The sequence below is a fragment of the Spirosoma koreense genome, assembly GCF_054777875.1.
Map to the genome: position 1 here is coordinate 639,149 of NZ_BAAHAC010000029.1, position 21,563 is coordinate 660,711.

At 52.0% G+C, this 21,563-nt stretch carries 19 protein-coding genes; 11 read left to right on the forward strand and 8 right to left on the reverse strand.

Features of this window, described 5'->3' with window-relative positions; genetic code table 11:
* Positions 1 to 36 precede the first annotated feature (36 nt).
* Positions 37 to 846 (forward strand): ion transporter, encoded by an 810-nt coding sequence (locus tag ACYVC2_RS30530; RefSeq protein WP_461109166.1) that lies wholly within the window; start codon positions 37 to 39, stop codon positions 844 to 846.
* A 4-nt stretch (positions 847 to 850) separates the two neighbouring features.
* On the opposite strand, the gene ACYVC2_RS30535 is transcribed toward ACYVC2_RS30530, so the two are convergent.
* The 5 genes from ACYVC2_RS30535 to ACYVC2_RS30555 form a co-directional block, all read right to left on the reverse strand.
* Positions 851 to 1,966 (reverse strand): ABC transporter ATP-binding protein, encoded by a 1,116-nt coding sequence (locus ACYVC2_RS30535; RefSeq protein WP_461109168.1) that lies wholly within the window; start codon positions 1,964 to 1,966, stop codon positions 851 to 853.
* A 195-nt stretch (positions 1,967 to 2,161) separates the two neighbouring features.
* The gene (locus tag ACYVC2_RS30540; RefSeq protein ID WP_461109170.1) at positions 2,162 to 3,457 is read right to left on the reverse strand and encodes a hypothetical protein; all 1,296 of its coding nucleotides are present in this window, start codon (positions 3,455 to 3,457) and stop codon (positions 2,162 to 2,164) included.
* An 11-nt stretch (positions 3,458 to 3,468) separates the two neighbouring features.
* Positions 3,469 to 4,281 carry a carbohydrate ABC transporter permease gene (locus ACYVC2_RS30545; RefSeq protein ID WP_461109172.1) on the reverse strand — a complete coding sequence of 271 codons (813 nt, stop codon included), beginning with the start codon at positions 4,279 to 4,281 and terminating at the stop codon, positions 3,469 to 3,471.
* A gap of 40 nt (positions 4,282 to 4,321) precedes the next feature.
* Entirely contained in the window at positions 4,322 to 5,173 is an 852-nt protein-coding gene (locus ACYVC2_RS30550) for a carbohydrate ABC transporter permease (protein ID WP_461109174.1), read from the reverse strand.
* Positions 5,174 to 5,223: 50 nt separating this feature from the next.
* Positions 5,224 to 6,510 carry an extracellular solute-binding protein gene (locus ACYVC2_RS30555; protein WP_461109176.1) on the reverse strand — a complete coding sequence of 429 codons (1,287 nt, stop codon included), beginning with the start codon at positions 6,508 to 6,510 and terminating at the stop codon, positions 5,224 to 5,226.
* A gap of 192 nt (positions 6,511 to 6,702) precedes the next feature.
* Between ACYVC2_RS30555 and ACYVC2_RS30560 the strand changes: the two genes are divergently transcribed.
* A complete protein-coding gene (locus tag ACYVC2_RS30560; protein ID WP_461109177.1) occupies positions 6,703 to 8,634 on the forward strand; it encodes a DNA polymerase III subunit gamma/tau in 1,932 nt (643 codons plus the stop codon).
* 112 nt (positions 8,635 to 8,746) lie between these two features.
* On the opposite strand, the gene ACYVC2_RS30565 is transcribed toward ACYVC2_RS30560, so the two are convergent.
* From ACYVC2_RS30565 to ACYVC2_RS30575, 3 genes are all read right to left on the reverse strand, one after another.
* Positions 8,747 to 10,432 carry a RagB/SusD family nutrient uptake outer membrane protein gene (locus ACYVC2_RS30565; RefSeq protein WP_461109179.1) on the reverse strand — a complete coding sequence of 562 codons (1,686 nt, stop codon included), beginning with the start codon at positions 10,430 to 10,432 and terminating at the stop codon, positions 8,747 to 8,749.
* Between the two features lie 10 nt (positions 10,433 to 10,442).
* Positions 10,443 to 13,433 carry a SusC/RagA family TonB-linked outer membrane protein gene (locus tag ACYVC2_RS30570; RefSeq protein WP_461109181.1) on the reverse strand — a complete coding sequence of 997 codons (2,991 nt, stop codon included), beginning with the start codon at positions 13,431 to 13,433 and terminating at the stop codon, positions 10,443 to 10,445.
* Positions 13,434 to 14,226: 793 nt separating this feature from the next.
* Complete coding sequence (locus ACYVC2_RS30575) at positions 14,227 to 15,348, reverse strand: tetratricopeptide repeat protein (protein WP_461109183.1); 1,122 nt, start codon at positions 15,346 to 15,348, stop codon at positions 14,227 to 14,229.
* A 99-nt stretch (positions 15,349 to 15,447) separates the two neighbouring features.
* On the opposite strand from ACYVC2_RS30575, the gene ACYVC2_RS30580 reads away from it, so the two are divergent.
* From ACYVC2_RS30580 to ACYVC2_RS30620, 9 genes are all read left to right on the forward strand, one after another.
* Positions 15,448 to 16,698, forward strand: coding sequence for a M16 family metallopeptidase (locus tag ACYVC2_RS30580; protein WP_461109185.1), 1,251 nt, complete (start codon positions 15,448 to 15,450; stop codon positions 16,696 to 16,698).
* A 17-nt stretch (positions 16,699 to 16,715) separates the two neighbouring features.
* Positions 16,716 to 17,069 carry a nucleotidyltransferase domain-containing protein gene (locus tag ACYVC2_RS30585; RefSeq protein WP_461109187.1) on the forward strand — a complete coding sequence of 118 codons (354 nt, stop codon included), beginning with the start codon at positions 16,716 to 16,718 and terminating at the stop codon, positions 17,067 to 17,069.
* Positions 17,066 to 17,467, forward strand: a complete 402-nt coding sequence (locus ACYVC2_RS30590; RefSeq protein WP_461109189.1) for a HEPN domain-containing protein — start codon at positions 17,066 to 17,068, stop codon at positions 17,465 to 17,467. Before ACYVC2_RS30585 ends, ACYVC2_RS30590 begins: the two co-directional genes overlap by 4 nt.
* Positions 17,464 to 17,943, forward strand: a complete 480-nt coding sequence (ispF, locus tag ACYVC2_RS30595) for a 2-C-methyl-D-erythritol 2,4-cyclodiphosphate synthase (RefSeq protein WP_461109191.1) — start codon at positions 17,464 to 17,466, stop codon at positions 17,941 to 17,943. The genes ACYVC2_RS30590 and ispF overlap by 4 nt, the downstream gene beginning before the upstream one ends.
* A gap of 24 nt (positions 17,944 to 17,967) precedes the next feature.
* Entirely contained in the window at positions 17,968 to 19,098 is a 1,131-nt protein-coding gene (locus tag ACYVC2_RS30600; RefSeq protein ID WP_461109192.1) for an amidohydrolase family protein, read from the forward strand.
* 80 nt (positions 19,099 to 19,178) lie between these two features.
* Entirely contained in the window at positions 19,179 to 19,379 is a 201-nt protein-coding gene (locus ACYVC2_RS30605) for a hypothetical protein (RefSeq protein WP_461109194.1), read from the forward strand.
* 4 nt (positions 19,380 to 19,383) lie between these two features.
* On the forward strand, positions 19,384 to 19,806 hold the full coding sequence (locus ACYVC2_RS30610) for a putative toxin-antitoxin system toxin component, PIN family (protein ID WP_461109196.1): 423 nt from the start codon (positions 19,384 to 19,386) through the stop codon (positions 19,804 to 19,806).
* A gap of 9 nt (positions 19,807 to 19,815) precedes the next feature.
* A complete protein-coding gene (locus tag ACYVC2_RS30615; protein ID WP_461109198.1) occupies positions 19,816 to 20,913 on the forward strand; it encodes a mandelate racemase/muconate lactonizing enzyme family protein in 1,098 nt (365 codons plus the stop codon).
* Between the two features lie 88 nt (positions 20,914 to 21,001).
* On the forward strand, positions 21,002 to 21,559 hold the full coding sequence (locus ACYVC2_RS30620; RefSeq protein ID WP_461109200.1) for a GNAT family N-acetyltransferase: 558 nt from the start codon (positions 21,002 to 21,004) through the stop codon (positions 21,557 to 21,559).
* Positions 21,560 to 21,563: the final 4 nt, after the last annotated feature.

Sequence of the window (21,563 nt, forward strand, 5' to 3'; positions counted from 1 at the left end):
CAGTCTGTGTAGCTTGCAGAACCGACCGTATCAGCCATGCACCGACTTCGTAAATCACTCTACCGTATTCTCGAAACCTCCGCAGGAAAGCGCCGGGGGGCAAGCCTGCTCTTCAATCTGGTGCTGATCAGCATCATCACCCTGAACGCCATCGCAATCGTTTTACACACCGTACCCGAATACAACCGACGCTTTGCAGGCCTGTTCTCCGATTTCGAACTGTTTTCAGTCGTCTTCTTCACCGTAGAATACCTGCTGCGTATATGGGCCTGTGTCGAGAATGAGAAATACAGCCACCCGGTTTGGGGCCGACTGCGGTACATCTTCTCCGGCCCGGCTGTGATCGACTTTCTGGCCATCTTTCCGTTTTATTTTACGCTATTTGCTACCGACCTGGCGATTGTCCGGATTCTGCGGCTGTTCCGGATTTTCCGTCTGTTTCGCATGTCGCGTTATGCGCACGCTTTCCGGCTGATCCAGAACGTCGTTGCGGAGAAGAAAGAAGAACTGATTCTGAGCGCCACCCTCGTCATTTTCATGCTGATCATTATTTCCAGCATCATGTACTACGTCGAACACCCCGCCCAACCCGACCAGTTTTCGAGCATTCCGGCAACCATGTGGTGGGGCGTTACGGCCATGACGACGGTGGGCTACGGCGACATTCACCCCATTACGCCCCTGGGTAAGTTTCTGGGTGGTATTTCAGCCATCATGGGCATTGGGCTTTTCGCCTTGCCGACCGGTATTCTGGTATCGGGTTTCAATGAGCACATGCGCATTCATCATAAAAAGCCCAGAACCAGCTACTGTCCACACTGCGGAAAACCCATCAGCGATTATTGAGCAGCTACCGAATAGCCTGTTCGGTTTCGGCATCGAAAAAATGAATTTTGTCGACCTCCCAGAACAAAGTCAGCGACTGGCTAAGACTGACCAGTGAATCGCCGGGCAACCGGGCAACAAATCGCCGGTGATCGATCATAAAGTAGGTCAGTATTTCATTACCCATGTGTTCGACGGCGTCAATTTGCTGGACCGATACGGCCAGATACTGCCCCCGGCGCGAACCGGCCGGCTGCCGACGGATGTGTTCGGACCGAAGACCCAGCACGACCTCGCGATTCTGGTAAGCGGTCAGGGCGCTCAACTGGTCGGAAACCGATAAGTCGATCCGGACCATACCGCCTGTACTTCTGAAACTTAATTTCCCATCCGTATCGACCAATTGACCGAGAAGCAGATTCATGGGTGGCGTACCGATAAAACCGGCCACGAACAGGTTAGCAGGTCGGTTGTACAGCTCCAGGGGCGTGTCGTACTGCATGACATCGCCGTTGCGTAAGACGACAATCCGGTCGCCCAGGGTCATGGCCTCGACCTGATCGTGGGTCACGTAAATCGTGGTAGCCTGCAATTCGCGGTGGAGTTTCTGCAACTCGATGCGCGTTTGTCCGCGTAGTTTAGCGTCCAGATTACTCAGGGGTTCATCGAACAGAAACACTTTCGGATTGCGCACGATGGCCCGTCCGATGGCTACGCGCTGGCGCTGGCCGCCCGACATATTTTTGGGCTTTCGGTCGAGAAGGCTTTCGATTTCCAAAATTTTTGCCGCCTGCATCACCCGTTGATGAATGTCTACCTGACTCATATGCCGCAACTTCAGCCCGAAAGCCATGTTGTCATAAACGCTCATGTGCGGATACAGGGCATAATTCTGAAATACCATGGCAATGTCGCGGTCTTTCGGAGCCCGGTCGTTGATACGTTCTCCGTCGAGTAGCAGCTCACCATCGGTAATTTCTTCCAGGCCGGCAATCATCCGTAGCAGCGTCGATTTCCCACAACCGGACGGACCTACCAGTACAACGAATTCCCGATCCTGCACGTCGATCGAAACGTCTTTGATGACCCGCGGTCCACCGGCGTAGGCTTTGGCAATGTGACGGAGTATAACTTCAGCCATAAGGCGATTTATTGAGTACTAAGTGGTTGAGTATGATAGCGGACTGTTTTTTGTCATTCCGACCGCAGGGAGAAATCTTAAAGCTCCTCATTGGTCACGTTCAGGATTCCTCTCTCCGGTCTGAATGATATAAGAATATATCTTTTCCCCGAAAAGAGTAACCGGTTTATTTAAAGTTTGGTCGGCTACCGACGATCAGTTAGCTTTTCCCAGAGCTTTCAGGGCTTCGGGGTATTGTTCAAGGCGCTGAAACATCCACAGCGACTCGATCGTCGATTCGGCACCGGCATTTCGGTTGACCTGATGCGCCGACACGATTCCGTCATAGCCCCGGCCGGTGGCAGGATCATACATGGGCGTACTGGCAACATTTTTTCCTAAAAACCAGCTGGCTAACTGCCCGGCCAGCGAAGCATATTTAACCTCCCGGGTCTGATCGTAGGCTTCGAGCGCTGCCCAGACCATCGGCCGGATGCCGTAGGCGATCTGCGAAAACTTACTGCGCTTAAACTCCCGAAGCTCCGTGCCCGTCTGGGTGACCTCGAACGATTCCAGAAATCCCTGCCGAAGCAGATATGGATAGAAATAGGTTATTTCCTGCCGGGCTACAGCCTGCCATTCGGGCTTGTTCAGGATTTTCCCGGCCCGCTGAAGCGCATACGACTGGTCGCTGGCGTAGGCATGCCAATTATTTTCGTAACTCAGAATAGCGCCGTACGGAAACCTATCCGGTCCGCCGTGCCGCATCGCCACGATGCCCTCCCCCAACTGTTCGATCAGCGTCAGTACAGCAGGCGAAGGCGCTTGCTGATAGAGGTTCAGCAGTCCCAGCAGCATAATAGCCGCCTGATCGGAGCCAGACCCAAACGGTAGCCAGGTGGGCACCTCAACGCCCCGTATGGTTGTCAACGTACGGGGTTTCGTTCCAAAATCACGAAGCATAGCCGTAAGCAGTTTCTGGTTGGCTGCCTTGATTCGGTCGGCCAGTTCTTTGTGGTTCTTTTGAAAATACGGGTAGGCTTCCGATAAATACCAGAGTGCTCGCCAGGACCAGAAATTAGGTTGAGGACGGCTCGTCACAAACGTTTTGTTGATGTCGGGCCGGTCCAGCGATTGCATAAAATTGTAATAATAGCCGGCGGCTGTATCGGGCGTGGTAGCCTGAAGGTGCAGGACAAATTCCGTCAGTTTCTGCAACTGCTGTTGCTTCTCCGGATTCGTGGCCAGATCGGGTTCGTGCAGTAGAAAAAAAGCGCCCCGCGCCACGTCGTCGACGCAGGCAAATCCTTCGTCGGCATCGCCAACGAGCTTGTAATCGGGGGCTTCGCAGTAGATGAAAATTGTTCCCAGTTCAAGGCCGCTCTTAAGCTTGACCGGTCGGTAAAGGTGGTTGAAATGATCGACGTTAACGTAGCGTTTCCTGACGACAGGCTGCGCGATGAGTACCTCACCGGTCCACCCAACCCATAAGAGTAAAACCAATAGTCGCATCGATACGCTCATTAATCTTTCAGGCCCGAAGAGGCCATGCTTCGGATAAAATGTTTCTGAAAAAACAAATACAGAATGACAATCGGAACCGCCAGCAGAACCGCAGCCGCAATCTTAACCCCCAGTTGCCCCTCGGCGCGTCCGCCCACCGAAAACAAGGTTACCAGCTGCGGCATGGTCATGACCGATTCGTCGCGGATTACGATTAGCGGCCACAGCGCTTCGTTCCACAAGCCCATAAAGGTCAGAATGGAAATTGTCAGTACCGTCGGTAAGCAGTTAGGCACCAGGATCTGAAAAATGATCCGAAGCTCTCCGGCTCCGTCCATTCGGGCTGCGTCTATCAAAGCTTGGGGTAAACTCTGAAATGCCTGCCGAAACAGCAGAATTGAGAACGAATTAAGGGCAAACGGTATAATCAGCGCCAGGTAAGTATCGACCCAGCCAAATTTCACCATCGTGATGTAATTCGGAATCAGGGTGATCTGAAACGGCAGCGTCATGGTAAAAATGAGCAGGTAAAAGATCCAGTTGCGCCCTGCAAAATCGAGCCGGGCCAGCGCATACCCAACCATTGCCCCTGAAATAAGCACTAATGTGGTGGTTAATACGGCTACCAGTACGCTGTTCATAAACGCCCGGTCCAGCGGAATTTTAGAAAATACCGTTTCGTAGTTGCTCCACGTAAACCCGATCGGCAACAGGGTCAGGTTGGCTAATCCACTGACCGACGACAACGACGCACTGACCATCCAGATGAATGGATAGATAAACGACAAAGCCGCCAGCGTCAGTAACGTGTATTTTAGGATGCTTCGGATCATTTACTGGTTATTCGTGGTCATTGGTTGTCATGAGTGACCATTAAACTTCCTGCTCAACATATCGCCGTTGTACAACAACGACAAACAAAATAATCAGGGCGAAACAGAAGCCCAGGGTGGCCGAATACCCCATGTGATAATACTGAAATGCCTGTCGGTAAATGTACATCACAGCTGAAAGGGTCGAGTTCAGGGGCCCGCCTTCGGTCATGATATACGGTTCGACAAAGAGTGAAAATCCGCCAATAGTCGAGAGAACGACTACAGTAAACATCGTCGGATTGATCATCGGCAGGGTAATGTAGCGAAACTTCTGCCAGTCGGTGGCGCCTTCCAGCTCCGCAGCTTCGTAATACTGAGTCGGCACCGATTGTAGCCCAACCAGAAACAGAATAATGTATAGCCCAACGTTTTTCCAGGTCGCCATGATGGCGATTGAATACATGGCCACCTCCGGGTCAGCAAGCCATGGCACCCGTGGCAGGCTCAACGCGATCAGCATCCGGTTCAGGATACCGGCATTGAAGCTCAGTAGCTGCTGCCAAAGAATGGTCACGACCACACCCGAAACGATGACCGGTAGAAAAAAAGCCGCCCGAAAAAACGCAGCACCACGGACTGTCCGATTCAGCAATTCGGCCAAGGTCAGTGCCACCAGAATCTGCAGCGGAATATGCACCATTAGAAAACGCACAGTATTCCAGACTGCCTGCCAGAACAACCGATCCTTAAACAGATGCTCATAGTTCGCCAGACCGACGTATTGCATGGGCGAAATGATGTTCCAGCTATGGAACGTCAGCACCACCGAGAACACGACCGGAAACGCTACAAATACCGCAAAATGCAGTAAATAAGGCGAAACGAGCAGGTAAGGCATCCATTTTTTCATTCGTTGTCATTCATGGTCACAGATGGTCATTCGTTGTCATTTAATAGTCATTAATGACTCAACAACACATCCACCGCTTTGGCCGCATCGGCAATGGCCGCTTCGGGAGTTTTTTTGTTGAAAATGACGCAGGCTTCGTATTCCTGCGAGATAATATCGAAAACTTCTACGATGACTTCGCTGTTGTCCACTCCTTTGATATAGCGCGTTTGTTGCGCGAAAGGCTGAAGACGAGGATTTTTGCGCAGAAAAGTGGCGAAATGCGCATCCGTATCGACGTTTCTCCGGCGCGGAAACTGGCCTGTCAGCTCCATCAGTCGCAGATCGCCGGCTGTATCGATGAGAGTTCTGACAAACTCCCAGGCCGCCTGCGGATCGCGACAGGTATTGAAAATAACAATGTTTTTGGGATCGCCGTAGGTATATACCGGCCCGCGATGACTGTCGGGAACTGGCATCGAGTAGGTCTGGTACTCAAAACCAGGATCTTTGAATTTTTCCAGAAACTCGATCGTCCAGGGACCCGTAAACTGCGATACAATCTGTTGAGACATAAATGGATCGCGGGTGGCCGAAAGCCGCTCCTGGGCGAAATAATTGTTTTTGTACAGCGTCTGTAAAAACCGAAAGACCTCAATAGCGTACTGATTATTGAACGCAGCCCGGTTATTGACAATCAGCGGAGCGCCGTTGGAGGCCGCCAGATACAGAGGATAGAAATTAAACAGCCGCTCGTACCAGATGGCTTTCACTTCAGTATATCCCAGCCATTGATCGATGTATCCATCGCCGTTTCGATCCCGCTTAAACTGGCGACCGGCGTCCAGATAGCGCGCATATGTATAAGGCGGACGGCCGTTTGGCAGCGTGGCCACCGCACGAGTATTGCAGAGAAGCATGATCGGGTTTACTTTCCACGGCACCTGATAAATATGTCCATCAGACGAGGTAATCTCCCGAATAACGGCGCTGTCGCAGCGGGCGCTGATAAATTCCCGAAACCCTTTCAGCGTATCCAGTGGAATCAGCACGCCCGATTTGGCGTACATCTCGACGTTTCCCTGCCACATGTTGGCGTAAATATCGGGCGTGGTTTTGCCCACCACCGATGCCAGAATGATCTCCTCGCTCGACTGCCCCTCAGGAATGGGCTGATAGCGCAGGGGTTTGTCGGGCCGGCTGCGTTGCCACTGGGCTGTAAATTCTCTGGCGAAGGCAATTTCACCGGCGTTGTTAGAGCACCAGAACGTGAGCGGACGATCGGCGGTCTGCTCAGGACGGCATCCGGTCAGGAGCGTCGACCAACCCAGCAGGCATAGCAACAGACGAACAGGCATTCGAGTAAGGCTGAAGAAATTTTCGGGCCGGAAATACTACAGACAAACCTACAAATAATCGTATTGGTTTAGAATAAATCCAGCATTCCTTCGCAAAATCAGCGGTTTGGTAGCTATGAACCCCCTCAAATTCTGACGGAACAAGCTAGTGGCTTCGTTTGCCTTTCCGCCCCGGCCGTACTAACTTTGGGTATGGAAAATTTCGTGGTCTCGGCCCGCAAGTACCGCCCCGCCACCTTCGACACCGTCGTGGGTCAGGAGCACATTACCACTACGCTTAAGAACGCCATCAAGACCAATCACTTAGCATCGGCGTTTTTGTTCTGCGGCCCGCGTGGTGTCGGTAAGACCACCTGCGCCCGTATTCTGGCCAAGACCATCAATTGCCAAAACCTAACCCCCGAAGGTGAAGCCTGCGACCGGTGTGAGTCGTGCGTCAGTTTCAACCAGAACGCATCCTTCAACATTCACGAGCTGGATGCAGCCTCGAACAACTCCGTCGAAGACATCCGTAACCTGATCGATCAGGTGCGCTACCCACCTCAGTCGGGCAAATACAAGATCTACATCATTGACGAGGTGCACATGCTCTCGTCGGCGGCTTTCAACGCGTTTCTGAAAACACTGGAAGAGCCCCCAGCCTACGCAATTTTCATTCTGGCCACGACCGAAAAACACAAAATTCTGCCCACGATTCTGTCGCGCTGTCAGATTTTCGATTTCAACCGGATTCAACCGCAGCATATTGCCGATCATCTGGCTAAAATTGCGGAGAAAGAAGCGATTACGGCCGAACCTGAAGCCCTCGACCTCATTGCCCAGAAAGCAGACGGAGGGTTGCGCGACGCGCTGTCGATGTTCGACCTGAACGTTACCTTCTCTACCGACCGCGTCATCCGGTACAAAGAAGTACTGGATAACCTGCACATCCTGGATTACGATTATTATTTCAAACTGACCGATTTGTTGCTGACAGGTAGCCTGCCACAGAGCTTACTGACGGTCGATGAAATCCTGCGCAAAGGCTTCGACGGGCACCAGTTTGTGGTTGGCCTGTGCCGCCACTTCCGCGATTTGCTGGTTTGTAAGGATGCCGCGACGGTGCAGTTGCTCCAGGTCACCGAAAACGTTCGTCGGCAATACCTCGATCAGTCGGCGCGGGCACCTATGTCGTTTTTGCTGTCGGCCCTGAGTACGGGCAGCCAGTGTGATCTGAACTACAAGCAGGCCAAAGATCAGCGGCTACACACCGAACTATGGCTGATGAAACTGGCCAATCTGCGTAACCTGCTCAACTGGGAGGCCCTGCCTGATTTACCCCTCAACGGATCGCGCCCCGCAGAAGCCCTCACCTTACCAAGACAGTCTGATCCGCTGTCTGCTGAAAAAAAAAATGGCAATCCACAGCCCTCAGCTAACAACAGTGGGCCACTAACTGAAACGCACCCTACAACAAGCGAACCCGTTAGCGGGTATCAGCCGACCCCATCAGCTGCGAATGGCAGTGCGACTAACGGAGCGGCCAGTAACGGATTACCGACGAAAGAGGATGTTCATCCGAATGGGCATTCGGTCGCTACGAACGGGACAGTTATTACCGACCGACCAGCGGTTGCTGCACCGAAGCTCGCGATTGTTCCGCCAACCCGGCCCGCCGGCAGTCGTCTCCGGTCTACCGTTCCGCTGACCGCCGGACCAACTCAGGCAACGGCCGAAACGGAAGAAGCGGTGGTGGTCAAAGCACCGAGTCGGCCCGACAAGCCCTTTACATTTGAGGACTTGCAGGATATGTGGCATTCGTTTGCCCGCCTGCGTCGCCAACAGAACGACATTACGTCGGAGCAGGTGGTGCTGAACCGGGAGCTCGTCCTGGACGGAACGACCATCCACCTGACGCTCGACAACACCCTACAGGTCGATTTTCTGACCGAACTTAAACCCGACCTGCTGGGCTACTTACGAAAGGAGCTTCAGAACAGCCAGATTCAGATTGAGCACAAGGTGGTCGTGCAGGAAGTAAAGAAAATGATTTACAGCTCGCAGGACAAATTCAATTACCTAGCGGAAAAGAACCCTGCCCTGCTCGAACTGCGAAAAGTGCTGAATCTGGAGGTCGATTATTAATCTGAACCCGGATTTATGTGATTTTATTGACCGACTGTGATTCTGTTGATCGCTTTTGTGGAAAGCAAAAATCACAGTTGATCAGTAAAATCATATAAATCCGGGTTCAGACTTAATACCCGTCGTTCTGTTTTAAATACCCAGGCAGATTCGAAGCGCCGTCGATCGCGGTTTGAGGGATCGGGAAAATCCGCTTCTGCTTGTCGGTATTGGTCTTTTCTGTCCAGGTGCCCTCGTACTTGCCAAACCGGATCATGTCCGTCCGGCGCAGCATCTCCCAGTAGAACTCAAAGCCCCGCTCCCGGAACAACAGGTCCAGGCTCATGCTCGTCAGCGCAGGTGGGGGCGTCGTTACTGTTCGGGCCGCTCTAACAGTATTGACATCGGCCAGCGCGCTGGCAGCGTCACCGCTCTTGCGAAGTTTGGCTTCGGCCCGCATCATGTACACGTCGGCCAGCCGAAGAATGACGATATCGGCTTCGCCGAAATTCCGGCCGCTCACCGATTTCTTGCTGAACTCGTATTTTTCGACCCGGTAGCCCGTATTGTAATTGCTGCCTGCCACCGTAAAATCGATTTGCTCGGTGAAATCGACGGCCAGCGTAGGTTTGTTTCGGGTATCGCTAAAGAGTTTTCCCACTTTATATTTACCATCCGGACATTTTAAAAACACCCCATTCCGCCGAATCAGTCCATACTGCTGTCCCCGCAGAATACCACGGTTGATGTTATAATCAGCTTCAGCTACGCACGAGTCGCCCGGATTCGAGTAGATCGTCAAATTCTGTTTATAAAACCGTGGATCGACCGATGGATCTTTGGGCGCATAGGCATTGACCCAGGTCCGGTAATAATCGGGGGTAATCGCTGGTCCATCCGTACCATTGGCGTTCGGATAGGCCGGAATCGGAAACTGATCCCCGGAGATCGAGAAGTAAGCCATCCGGTTGTGCCCGTTTAAGTCGGCCCGTTGATCGACCGCAAAAATCAACTCTTTATTATCGTGGTTATCTGAGTTGAACAGGGCGAAATAGTCCTTCGATAGTTGATATTGCCCCGAGTTGATAATCTTGTCGCAGTATTCAACCACCTTGTCCATGTCCTCGGGCCGGAACGTAACCTGAGCGGCAAACCGGTCGCGATAAACACCCGCGTTTAGATACAAACGAGCCAGCAATCCCCAAACTGCGCCTTTCGTCAGTCGGCCCGGGCCTACCGTTGTTTCCAGATTAGGTTCCACGGCAAGCAGCTCGCTTTTAATATATTCGACGGCCTGATCACCCCGCAGAATGGCCGATGTAGCGCCCGGATCATCTTTTACAAAAACCAGCCCGAACAGATCCAGCGTTAGCATGGAATAATAGGCGCGCATACCTCTGGCTTCGGCCAGATAAGTTTTTGTAACGGGGTCTTTCAGCGTTGGCAGCGTATTCAGAGCGGTAATGGATCTCGATACGCCCTGTAATATCAGGTTCCAGGTACTGTTCAGGTTGGGGTCCGTACTGGTCGTCGTATGCTGGTGCATAGCCAGGTAGATACCATTGTCACCCCAGTCGGCTCCCCCCCGATACGGCAGGATAGCCTCATCGGTCGAAATCTCCTGAACCGTAAAGTAATTGGTATGCAGGAAGATATCCGGCAGCCGGGCGTAAACGGGTGCCAGGATCCCGTCGGCGGCTTGCCGGTCGGAAAGCCCCGAAACGGAGGCCTCATCCAGTACGTTTTCGGCCAGGTTCGTACAACTGTATATACCGATCATGCTGACCAGTGCCAGCATAGAAATAAGTTTCTTTTTCATGACTTGTCTTTTAGAAAGTAAGATTGAGGCCAAGCACGTACGTTCTGGCTTTCGGATAGCTCAGGTAATCGATGCCGTAGGATGAAATACCATTCACGGTACGGTCGGTGTTCACTTCCGGATCGTAGCCATCATATTTGGTAATCACGAACAGGTTCTGGCCCGTAGCCGATATCCGAATGCCCTTCACCCAGCGGTCGATTCCGATGATTTTTGGATCGAGACTGTAGCCTAGCGAAGCGTTGTTTAACCGGAAGAAAGCACCCGTTTTCAGGTATCGGGTCGAAACCGGAGCCGAATTATTGATGGATTCGTTCGGATATTGAATCGCTTCCGGGGTCGTATTCAAGCCTTTCGACAACCGCAACTTATAGAAGTTGGCGTTGGCAGTATTGTCATACAGTTTGTTGCCGGATACTCCGTTGAAATTGATCGATAAATCAAATCCCTTGTAGGCGATGTTGGTGTGGATATTGAACTGTTTGGTCGGGAGCGCACTGCCCGCAGCTATCCGGTCTTTGTCGGTTATGATTCCATCCCCATCGACATCCCGGTATTTGCTAAGTCCTTTGTCGTCGAGGCCAATAAATTCTTTCAGGAAAAAGGTACCGATGGGTTGCCCACTGATGTAGCCGTTGATATTGGCCGATGTCAGTCCGGAACCCGTCGCATTGCCGGAGGCAATGACGGTATAGGGTGAGTTTTTCACCTCATTATTGATGAACGTAATATTGCCACCGATATCGAACCGGAACCCGCTCAGGCTCGCGTAGCGGTAGTTCAGATCCACTTCGACGCCCTGGTTTGTGATGGTCATATTCGGTACGTTGGTCCAGAACGTACCCGCCGGCTGAACGGGGTCAGAGGGTATGACTTCCAGCAAAATATTGTTCGACACTTTCCGGAAATAATCGACCGAGCCCGACAAAGCGCCTTTGAACAAAGCAAAATCAAGCCCCAGATCCGTCTGCGTTGATACTTCCCACTGAATATCCGGGTTAGCCAATCGGGTGTATGACGTGCCAGCTGGATAAGGACCGGTAGCCGTTAGTGGGTAGCTCGTTGAGGCTGACACCTGAGACGTAAACAGGGCCTGGGTAATCTTCGACGGGATTTCCTGGTTACCGGTTTGTCCCCAGCCCGCCCGTAGTTTCAGGTCGGTAAACGGCCCCGATTTCAGGAAGCTTTCTTCCGAAAGCCGCCAGCCCGCCGATACCGAAGGGAAGATACCGTATTTATTATTGGCCCCAAATTTTGACGAGCCATCTGCCCGGACCGTAGCCGTCATCAGGTATTTGTCTTTGTAGTGATAACTGACGCGCGAGAAGAACGACTGGAGTTCATTTTCGTAGGCGTAGCCGCTGGGCTTGTTGTTGGCCAGCGTAAGATCCTGCCCCAGACCAGGGTTATAAATCGGGTCAATGGGCGAAATCGGGAATTTATTGATACTGGACCGCCGTTCCTGCACAAAAATTTTCTGGTACGAATGACCCAGCAACGCCGTCAGGTTATGATCCTGTTTCGCCAGTGTGTAGGTAAAGTAATTCTCGACCAGGATGTTCCGATTCGTTTTATAGATCGATTCGAGCCGTCCGTCCTGCAACGGCACCGCGCTGGGCAACGACTCCAGGTCCTGGACCGAGTTGGCATAGTCGACGCCGAGGTTCAATTTATAGACCAGGTCTTTGGTGATTTTGAACGAGGGCGAAAAATTGGCGATGGTGCGATTAATAGTCGTGATATCCTTTTGCAGCGCCAGCGTAATCAGCGGGTTCGTACCCGCCTGATACTTGAACGGCGAACCGTCTGTATCCAGCGCGGGTATGGTGGGGTTGGTCGAGATAGCCCCGCCAATCAGACTTTCGGTGGGTGGTCGTTTGTTCAGCGTATAGGTTGCATTGAGGTTTACATCCAGACTGAGCCGGTCTTCCAGAAACTTCTGCGACACGTTGATACGCCCGGTATAACGGTCCAGCTTGCTGTTTTTCAAAATTCCTTCCTGGCTCTGAAGCCCGAAGGAACCGTAATACGTTAGTTTGTTGGCGCCCCCTCCGAACGAGATGTTGTGGTTCTGCGTATAAGCGGTTTGCGTGATTTCTTTTTGCCAGTCGGTCGAAGCCTTGAAGTCTTCGAGCACCCCGCCTACTGCCGGAACCTGACGCCGGTATTCGTCGGGCGAAAATACCGGTAGTGGCCGGGCCAGATTCGAAATACCGATGCTGGACGAAATGTTAAAGGTCGACGAACCCGCCTTACCTTTTTTGGTCGTAATCAGCACCACCCCATTGGCTCCCCGGGAACCGTAAATCGCCGTTGCCGACGCATCTTTCAATACGTCGATCGACTCGATATCCTGCGGGTTTAGGAAGTTCAGCGGGTTGGTCCCGCCACCCGTGCTGGAATTGTCCAGCGCAATTCCATCCAGCACGAACAAGGGTGTACTGCCGGTCCGGACGCCACCCGGCCCCCGAATGGTGATACTCTGATTGCTGCCCGGCTCACCACTGGCTGACGTCACATTTACTCCGGCAACTTTACCCTGCAGCAGTTGCTCGGGTGAATTGATAATTCCCCGGTTGAAATCGGCGCTTTTGATCGACTTTACCGCGCCCGTCATGTCTTTCTGCGAAGCGCTGCCGTACCCAATCACCACCACCTGCGACAACTCGTTGGACGTAGCCTTCAGCGCCATGTTGATTACACTGCGGCCTTTTACCGGCACTTCCTCCGACACAAAGCCGATAAAGCCAAATACCAGCACTGTATTGCCGTCGGGCACAGCGATTTTAAAGTCGCCATTCGCATCGGTAGTCGTTCCTTTCTGGGTTCCTTTCAAGACGACATTACAACCGGCGAGCGGTTCATTGGTCGCTGCATCGGTGACCCGCCCGCTAATGGTGATGTCTGCTGAAGGCTTACCGGACAGACCGGCGGTCGTTTTCGAAGGCGGCCATCCGTAGTTTTCCCCAAATGCGGCCAGGGTCGTTATGGCCTGTAACATACAAAAAAGTAAGCCCCATTTACGGATAAATGGCGGTGGGGAGAAGTAATAATGCTTCATAGTTGTCGTATAGCATGAAGGTAGAAAAATACTTATGAGCTGCAATTTGCAATTCAACCAGCAAGTATTAAAAAAAAATTAAGAACACTGCTATATCCGACAGATTTATTACGCAACTAACATATGACAAACGGAACAATAAACTCTGAATGACCGGGTTATTAGCCGCCCAAAATGAGCTTAACAGCATAATTAACAATTAATTAATAAGCTCTTCATAAAATTTCCCGAGGATTGAGGCTGCCTATGGCTGAACGCAAACGAGCGGCTACTGCTTACAGCCAGCTGCGTTGGCTAACAGCTTACAGTTGCTCTATTAACGGCTGTCCGTCAAATAATAAACTAAGTACTTTTCCTGCCTGCCAAAGGCTTTCGCTGGATTCCAAGTCAGGAATCTTTCCGGGTAAAACCGTGCCTATCTAGTGGTGGTAGTAATTGCCTGAGCAAACCGATGTAAGGCTAGCCGGGGGTATGCCTATCGGACTTGGGCTGGATCGTACTGCTGGCATCGAGCGAGACAAGTCGAGCAGATACGTGTTTTCGGAGCGCGTTGGGCTTGTACTGGTATTTGGGATGCTCCAGGTAACGGTCTAACCCATACGTTAGTATAGGACTCCTATGTCAGCCAGTAAACGGGGCGAAACAATCGATGGAAAATCGTGTCGTAATCGACATATGACGAGCTTAGTCAAGTCTCTGACACAAGCGGGTAATCACAAAAGGCTGTAATCCATTATGACTTCGTATACGCCTTTGCTTCCCGGATCAAGGATTTGTATTCACCGACAGCAAGGGCTTTTTTGTAGTACATTTTAGCCCGGTTCCGGTCGTTGGCACGGGCCGCAATGCGCGCCAGACCGACATACGCAAAAGCCTGATACTCTTTCGTATAAGCGTCGTTATAGGGCTGTTTGAGCGCAGCTTCGTAGAGTTCTGTGGCGGCTTTATCATCTTTATCGATGTATTCGGCCAGCATACCCGAAAAGGCATGGTAGGCCAGCGGCACCAGTTTATTCCGCATCGTCCGGAGTTTCTGAACGTACGGTTTCGCTTCGGCATAGCGCCCCGACAACAACAGCGCTTCGGCGTAGCTCATGGCAAACAGCGGATTGTTCGGATATTTTTCTACCAGGTATTTGGTGTATACGGCCGCCCGACCGGCGTTCGTCTCGTGCTTCATCAGGATGTGCGACAGGTAATAATTCGCCACGGGCCGCATGAACAGCGCTTTTTGCGTGGCAGCCTCCATCTGCTTCAGTCCCAGGGCCATATCGCCGTCGGCAAAGAAAAACATGAATGGCCGCACAATCGGGTGGTCGATGGGGTAGCGTTCGACGTAATAGTTATATAAGCCGCTGGTGAAGTAAAAGTCCGGATTTTTGTCCATTAGCTTGAACCCGTCGCGCAGATAACTGTAGGCTTTCCGCGACTCACTCACCGCTTTCAGCGATTCGCCCCGGTTGTGGTACATCGACGCCATGTAGCTGTGGCAGGTCAGCATAAAAAAAACAGCCTCCGGATCGTCTTCATTCTTCTCCAGCATGCGTTTCGACATCTCCATGCCCTGGTTTACGACCTGAACAAATTGAGCCGTAGCCGCTTTATTGTCGGAAAGCGGTAAATTCTGTATGTCGAGTTGGGTTGCCCGTAGAATCGGTCCGATCGGGTGTTGCGGGTATCGGGCCTGTATCTGACGAATCTCCGTATCGGCCTGCGCGAATTCCATGTTATAGATATCATCCAGGGCTTTCAGCACAAGTTGCTGCGCCGACGGATCGCTCATTACCTGCGCCGGAGCTCGGTAGGATACACATAATCCCAGAAACAGCAGTAGTGTATAGTTCAGTAAGGACAAAGCAGTGGGTCGATTGATGTCGTTTGATTCTATACGGCTGGAACCGTACTTTTGTTCAATACGTCTTACCGAATAAGGGCTATATGCAACCCTTTTGCTATGATTCATTACGAACAGTTTGTCTTAGATAACGGCCTGCGGGTATTCGTCCATGAGGACGAGTCGACGCCGATGGCCGCCGTCAATATCCTTTACAACGTGGGCTCGCGCGACGAAGTACCCACTAAAACCGGTTTTGCGCACCTGTTCGAACACCTGATGTTTGGCGGTTCGCAAAACATCCCGGTCTACGACGAGCCCTTGCAGAAAGTTGGGGGTGAAAACAATGCCTTTACGAGCCCCGATATCACCAATTACTACATCACACTACCCGCGGCTAATCTGGAAACGGCGTTCTGGCTCGAATCCGACCGGATGCTTAGCCTCTCGTTCGATCCGCAGGTGCTGGAGGTGCAGCAGAAAGTGGTGATCGAAGAGTTCAAGCAGCGCTACCTGAACCAGCCATACGGCGATGTCTGGCTCAAACTTCGGCCATTGGCCTATAAGCAGCACCCCTACCGCTGGGCCACCATTGGTAAAGACATCAGCCACATCGAAGAAGCTACGATGGACGATGTAAAAGCTTTTTTCTTCAAATACTACCTACCAAACAACGCCATTCTGGTGGTGGCCGGCAACGTAACCGTCGATCAGGTAAAGCAGCTCTGCGACAAATGGTTTGCGCCCATCCCGGCGGGCGAGCCCTACATCCGGCAGTTACCCACCGAACCAGTCCAGATCGAAGCCCGCAAGCTGGAAACTTCTGCCAAGGTACCCCTGGACGGTCTCTACAAAGCGTACCACATGCCCGGCCGCTTCGAGCCCGACTTCCATTCTGCCGACCTCCTGAGCGACATTCTGGGCCGGGGCAAGTCGTCGCGGCTGTATCAGAAACTGCTGCGCGACAACGCCCTATTTAGTAGCATCAATGCCTATAGCACTACCTCTATCGATCCGGGCCTGCTGGTCATTCAGGGCAATCTGAACAAAGGTGTCTCGCTCGAAGAAGCGGATGCCGCCGTTGAAGCCCTTGTCCAGGAATTGATCGACCAGCCCGTTACGGACCAGGAGTTGATGAAAATAAAAAACCAGGCCGAAGCTACCCTGGCGTTCTCGGAAGTTGAATTGCTCAACCGTGCCATGAACCTGGCTTATGCCGCCAATGCGGGCAACCCCGACCTTGTCAATCAGGAAGCGGCCTTCATCCAGGCAGTTACGCCGGAAAGCCTGCAAGTGGCGGCTGGTCAGGTGTTGCGGAAAGCCAACTGCTCGACCCTGTATTACCGAAGCGCGGACGCGTCGGCGGCTTAACGCCTGCACAAACAGCCATGGAAATACCGTATCACCCCAAAGCACTCACACCCGACGAACTGCAGGCGCTCTCGCGGGACGTGAAGCAGGCGCTTACAGACCTCTACGGCGACCGGCTCGATCGGGTGATTCTGTACGGTTCCTACGCCCGGGGTGATTTTCATGCCGAGTCGGACGTCGATTACATGGTGGTGTTGCGGGATGATGAGGTTCGGGCAGGGCAGGAGATAAGGCGGATGTCGTCAGTCATTGGTCCTTTGGCTTTAACCCATGCGATAGAAGTCTCAATTTTTCCGGTGTCACTTACTAAATATGCATGCGGCTATCCGCTGCTTTATCAGGCTGTACAACAGGAAGGAATACCTGTATGAATGATAAGAACCGCGCTGTAGACTATTTGAAAAAAGCGGAGAGTGATCTGACTGAAGCACGACTTTTACTAGAAGCTGGCCATCCAGACGGAACTTGCAACCGAGCGTACTATGCCCTGTTCGACAGTCTATTAGCACTCCTTCATTCAACAGATGGCCAGGTTCCAAAAACTCATACAGGCGTTCATAATGAATTCCGAAAACGGTTCATCTTGACAGGAATTTTTGATCGCAGGTATAGTAATACCATAACTGAGTTGTTCAACCTGCGACAAGGTGGTGATTACGAAATAGATTTTGATATTTCTCAAGAGGATGCTCAGGATGCCGTTGAGCGAGCCGTCGAGTTTCTGCTTCAGGTCGAGGTTTATCTTCGTCAAAATAATTTTACTTCATGAAAATTCGTGTAGGGCAGGGATATGATGTTCACCGGCTGGAAGAAGGTCGGCCGTTCTGGCTGGGCGGCATTCAGATTCCCAGTCTGTTCGGCCCCGTAGGCCACTCCGACGCCGATGTAGTCTGTCATGTATTGTGCGATGCCCTGCTGGGGGCGGCCAACATGCGCAACATTGGCTACCATTTTTCGGATAAAGATCCGCGCTGGAAAGGCGTCGATAGCAAGCTGCTGCTGGCTGAAGTGCTGCGCATGGTGCGGGGCGCGGGTTACGAGGTTTCGAATGTAGACGTAACCGTTGTGTTGCAGGAACCCAAACTCAATCCACACATTCCGGCCATGAAAACCTGCCTGGCCGACGTGATGGCCATTCCAGAAGAGGATATTTCCATTAAAGCAACAACTTCCGAGCATATTGGCTTCGTGGGTCGGGGCGAAGGCATTGCCGCACATTGTGTAGCGCTTATCTTTAAGGATTAGTTTGAGCAATACAGCCACCAGTTTATGAAAAATCTGCTTTACCTTCCTGCTCTGCTGCTGCTGGGTACCGTTGCCTATGGGCAATCCACCAAGTCGAACCAACCCGATATGCCGCTGGGGTTCGAAGAATACGATCCGGTTTCCACGCTAAAAGTGCCGGAGCACAAGCTCACGCGGGCTAAATTTCCGTTCATAGACGTACATAACCACCAGTGGGATATGGACAAGGCCAACCTGAAGCCGCTTGTTGCGCAGATGGACAGCCTGAACATGGAAATCATGTGCAATCTGAGTGGCCGGGGCTGGGGCAACGTAGAGCAGGGTACCAAATTTTTCGATGGTGCTTTGACCAACGCAGCCAAGACAAACGCCAAGCGGCTTGTCCTGTTCACCAATCTCAACTTCGACGAAATCGGGCGGAAAGGCTGGACCGAAGACGCGGTTAAGCTGCTGGAAGAAGACGTCAAAAAAGGAGCGCACGGTCTCAAGATTTTTAAGAATCTGGGCCTGACCAATAAAGACGAATCAGGGCATCGGGTGCGGGTCGATGACCCACGCCTGGACGCGATCTGGGCCAAATGTGGGGAGTTAGGCATTCCGGTGCTGATTCATACGGCCGACCCCAAATCGTTCTGGGACCCGATGGATCGCTACAACGAACGATGGCTCGAACTCAAACTCCACGCCGGTCGGAAGCGCTCCCCCAACGACCCCGTCCCCTGGGACCAACTCATTGCCGAACAGCATAACGTTTTCCGCAGGCACCCTAAAACGACCTTCATTGCTGCCCATATGGGCTGGTATCCGAACGACCTGCGTAAGCTGGACAGCCTGATGACCGTTTTCCCAAACATGAACGTCGAAATCGGGGCAGTCATCGCCGAATTAGGGCGTCAGCCCCGGGCCAGCCGGAAATTCTTCGAGAAATACCAGGACCGGATTCTGTTCGGCAAAGACAGCTGGGTACCCTCCGAATACGCAACCTATTTCCGTGTACTCGAAACCGACGACGAATATTTCCCGTACCATAAAAAATACCACGCCTTCTGGCGAATGTATGGCATGGCGCTGCCCGACGAGATTCTGAAAAAAGTTTATTACAAGAATGCGTTGCGGATTATTCCGGGTCTGGACAAAAGCCTGTTTCCGAAGTAATTGGTATCTTTGAAAAACGCAGTTCTATTAGTCGGGAATTATTTATGGCAATAACATCTCAGTCCGGAAAGCTAAATCCTATGCAGTTGCACTTGCTCCGCTTCTTTAGCGAACATCAGGTGTCAGAGGAGGAGACTGCTGAGATTCAACAACTTATTGTCAATCATTACGCGCAGAAAGCCGACGAACGCATGGATGAAATCTGGACAGAAAAAGGCATTTCAGAACAGACTATCGATGAAATTCTAAATAGTCCGCTGAAAAAGCCAACTCAGCCTTGAACTAATGCGTATTGTTGTTGATACGAATTGTTTATTAGCCTCTGTTCCTAAAAGATCACAGTACCGGTGGCTATATGATGCTATTTTGAATGGTCAGGTCCAGCTCGTGGTGACGACGGAAATTTTAGCAGAATATGAGGAACAATTGGGCTTGTTTTACGCGCCTGATTATGCTGAGTTTGTACTCATTGCGCTTCTCAATCTGCCTTCGTTGATGCGCATTAATCCATTGTCATTCTACTGGTTATTGATCGAGAACGATCCAGACGATAATAAGTTTGTGGATGCTGCCATCGCTGCCAATGCAGATTACATTATTTCCAATGACAGGCATTACCGCATTTTGCAGGAAATCCCTTTTCCACAAGTAAATTGTGTGCGATTAGCCGACTTTAAACCCATTCTGGATAATTTCCTGGATGACTAACTGGCTTTCATGAAAATCACCCGAATTAATCTCTATCGCTTCGACATTCCGCTTAAAGCGCCCATTACCATTTCGCTGGGTACGATCGAGAACGCTCAGAACATGCTGGTCGAAGTGCAAACCGACGAAGGCCTGACGGGATGGGGTGAAGGGTCGCCGTTCTGGATGATCGTTGGCGAAACCCAGGCGTCGGGCATGGCGGCCGCGACCGATATGGCCCGACTCCTCATCGGTCGCGATCCGCTCGATATCGAGGGGTGCCTGACAACCTTAGTCCGTTACTTACCCGCTCACCCCACAACCCGTTCGGCCTTCGACATGGCCTTGTATGATCTGGCGGCTAAAGCCGCCCGGATGCCGCTTTTCCAGTTTTTGGGTGGATCGAAACGGCCACTCGTGACCGACGAAACGATCTACATCAACACGCCCGAGCGCATGGTGGAAGACGCGTTACGGATTAAGGAAAAGCAGGCCGAAGCAATCAAAGTAAAACTAGGAACGAACCTGCGGGATGACGTAGCTCGGGTAGCAGCGATCCGAAAAGCCATTGGTGACACCATTCCGATTCGGACCGATGCCAACCAGGGCTGGGATGTCGTGACGGCGTCGGCGGTACTTCGGGCAATCGGCGGCTGGAATGTGCAGTACTGCGAACAGCCAATCAAACGCCATGACATTGTCGGGTTGCGTCAAATCCGCCAGCAATCGCCCGTGCCGATCATGGCCGACGAAAGCCTGTTCGATGCGACCGACGCCATCCGGCTCGTGCGCGAAGAAGCCGTCGATTATTTCAACATCAAGCTATCGAAAAGTGGAGGTATTTTCGAAGCCCTGAAAATCAACGCCATTGCCGAAGCCGCTGGTATTCCCTGCATGATCGGCTGCATGTCCGAGTCCCGGCTGGCGCTGACCGCGAACGCCCATTTTGCGGCTGCCCGTCAGAACGTTACGTTCTGCGATCTGGACGGCTGTTTCGAGCATGCCGAAGACCCTATTTATGGAGGTATCACCTACAACGGTTACCAGATCGATCTCCCCGAAACACCGGGTATCGGTGCCGAAGTCGACGCTGATTTTTTGAAAAAATGCAGTAGGATTAATGTATAATGGTTAATGAATAATGGATAATGCATTGTCTCGCAGTCATTATCCATTATTCATTAACCATTATACATTGTGTGTAACTAGCCCACACATGATCATCACCACCGTTCAATCCGACGCCGACGTTCAGGGTATTCTGACTTTGCAACGGGCGAATCTGCGCAAAAACGTTCCGCTGGTGACTCAGCTCGATCAGGGCTTTGTAACGGTTGAACATGATCCGATCGTTTTGATGCGCATGAACCAGGCTGCCCCAAGCGTTATCGCCAAAGATGGAGACACCGTCGTCGGGTATGCTCTGACCATGTTGCCCGAATTCGGCACCGATGTTCCTGAATTACTGCCCCTTTTTACTCTGATCGATACCCTGACCTACCGTGAAAAGCCCCTGCGCGAGTACGCGTGGTATGTGATGGGACAGGTTTGCGTCGGCGAGGAATACCGGGGGCAGCGCGTGTTCGATCGAATGTATCAGCACCACCGCGACGTGTACGGCGATCGGTATCAGTTGCTCATCACCGATATTTCGGCCAATAACGTCCGCTCATTACGTGCACATACCCGCGTTGGCTTCGAATCGCTTCATGAGTTTTATGACCCGGCTATTGGCGAAACGTGGGTAGTGGTAGCCTGGGACTGGAACCGGTAAGCTG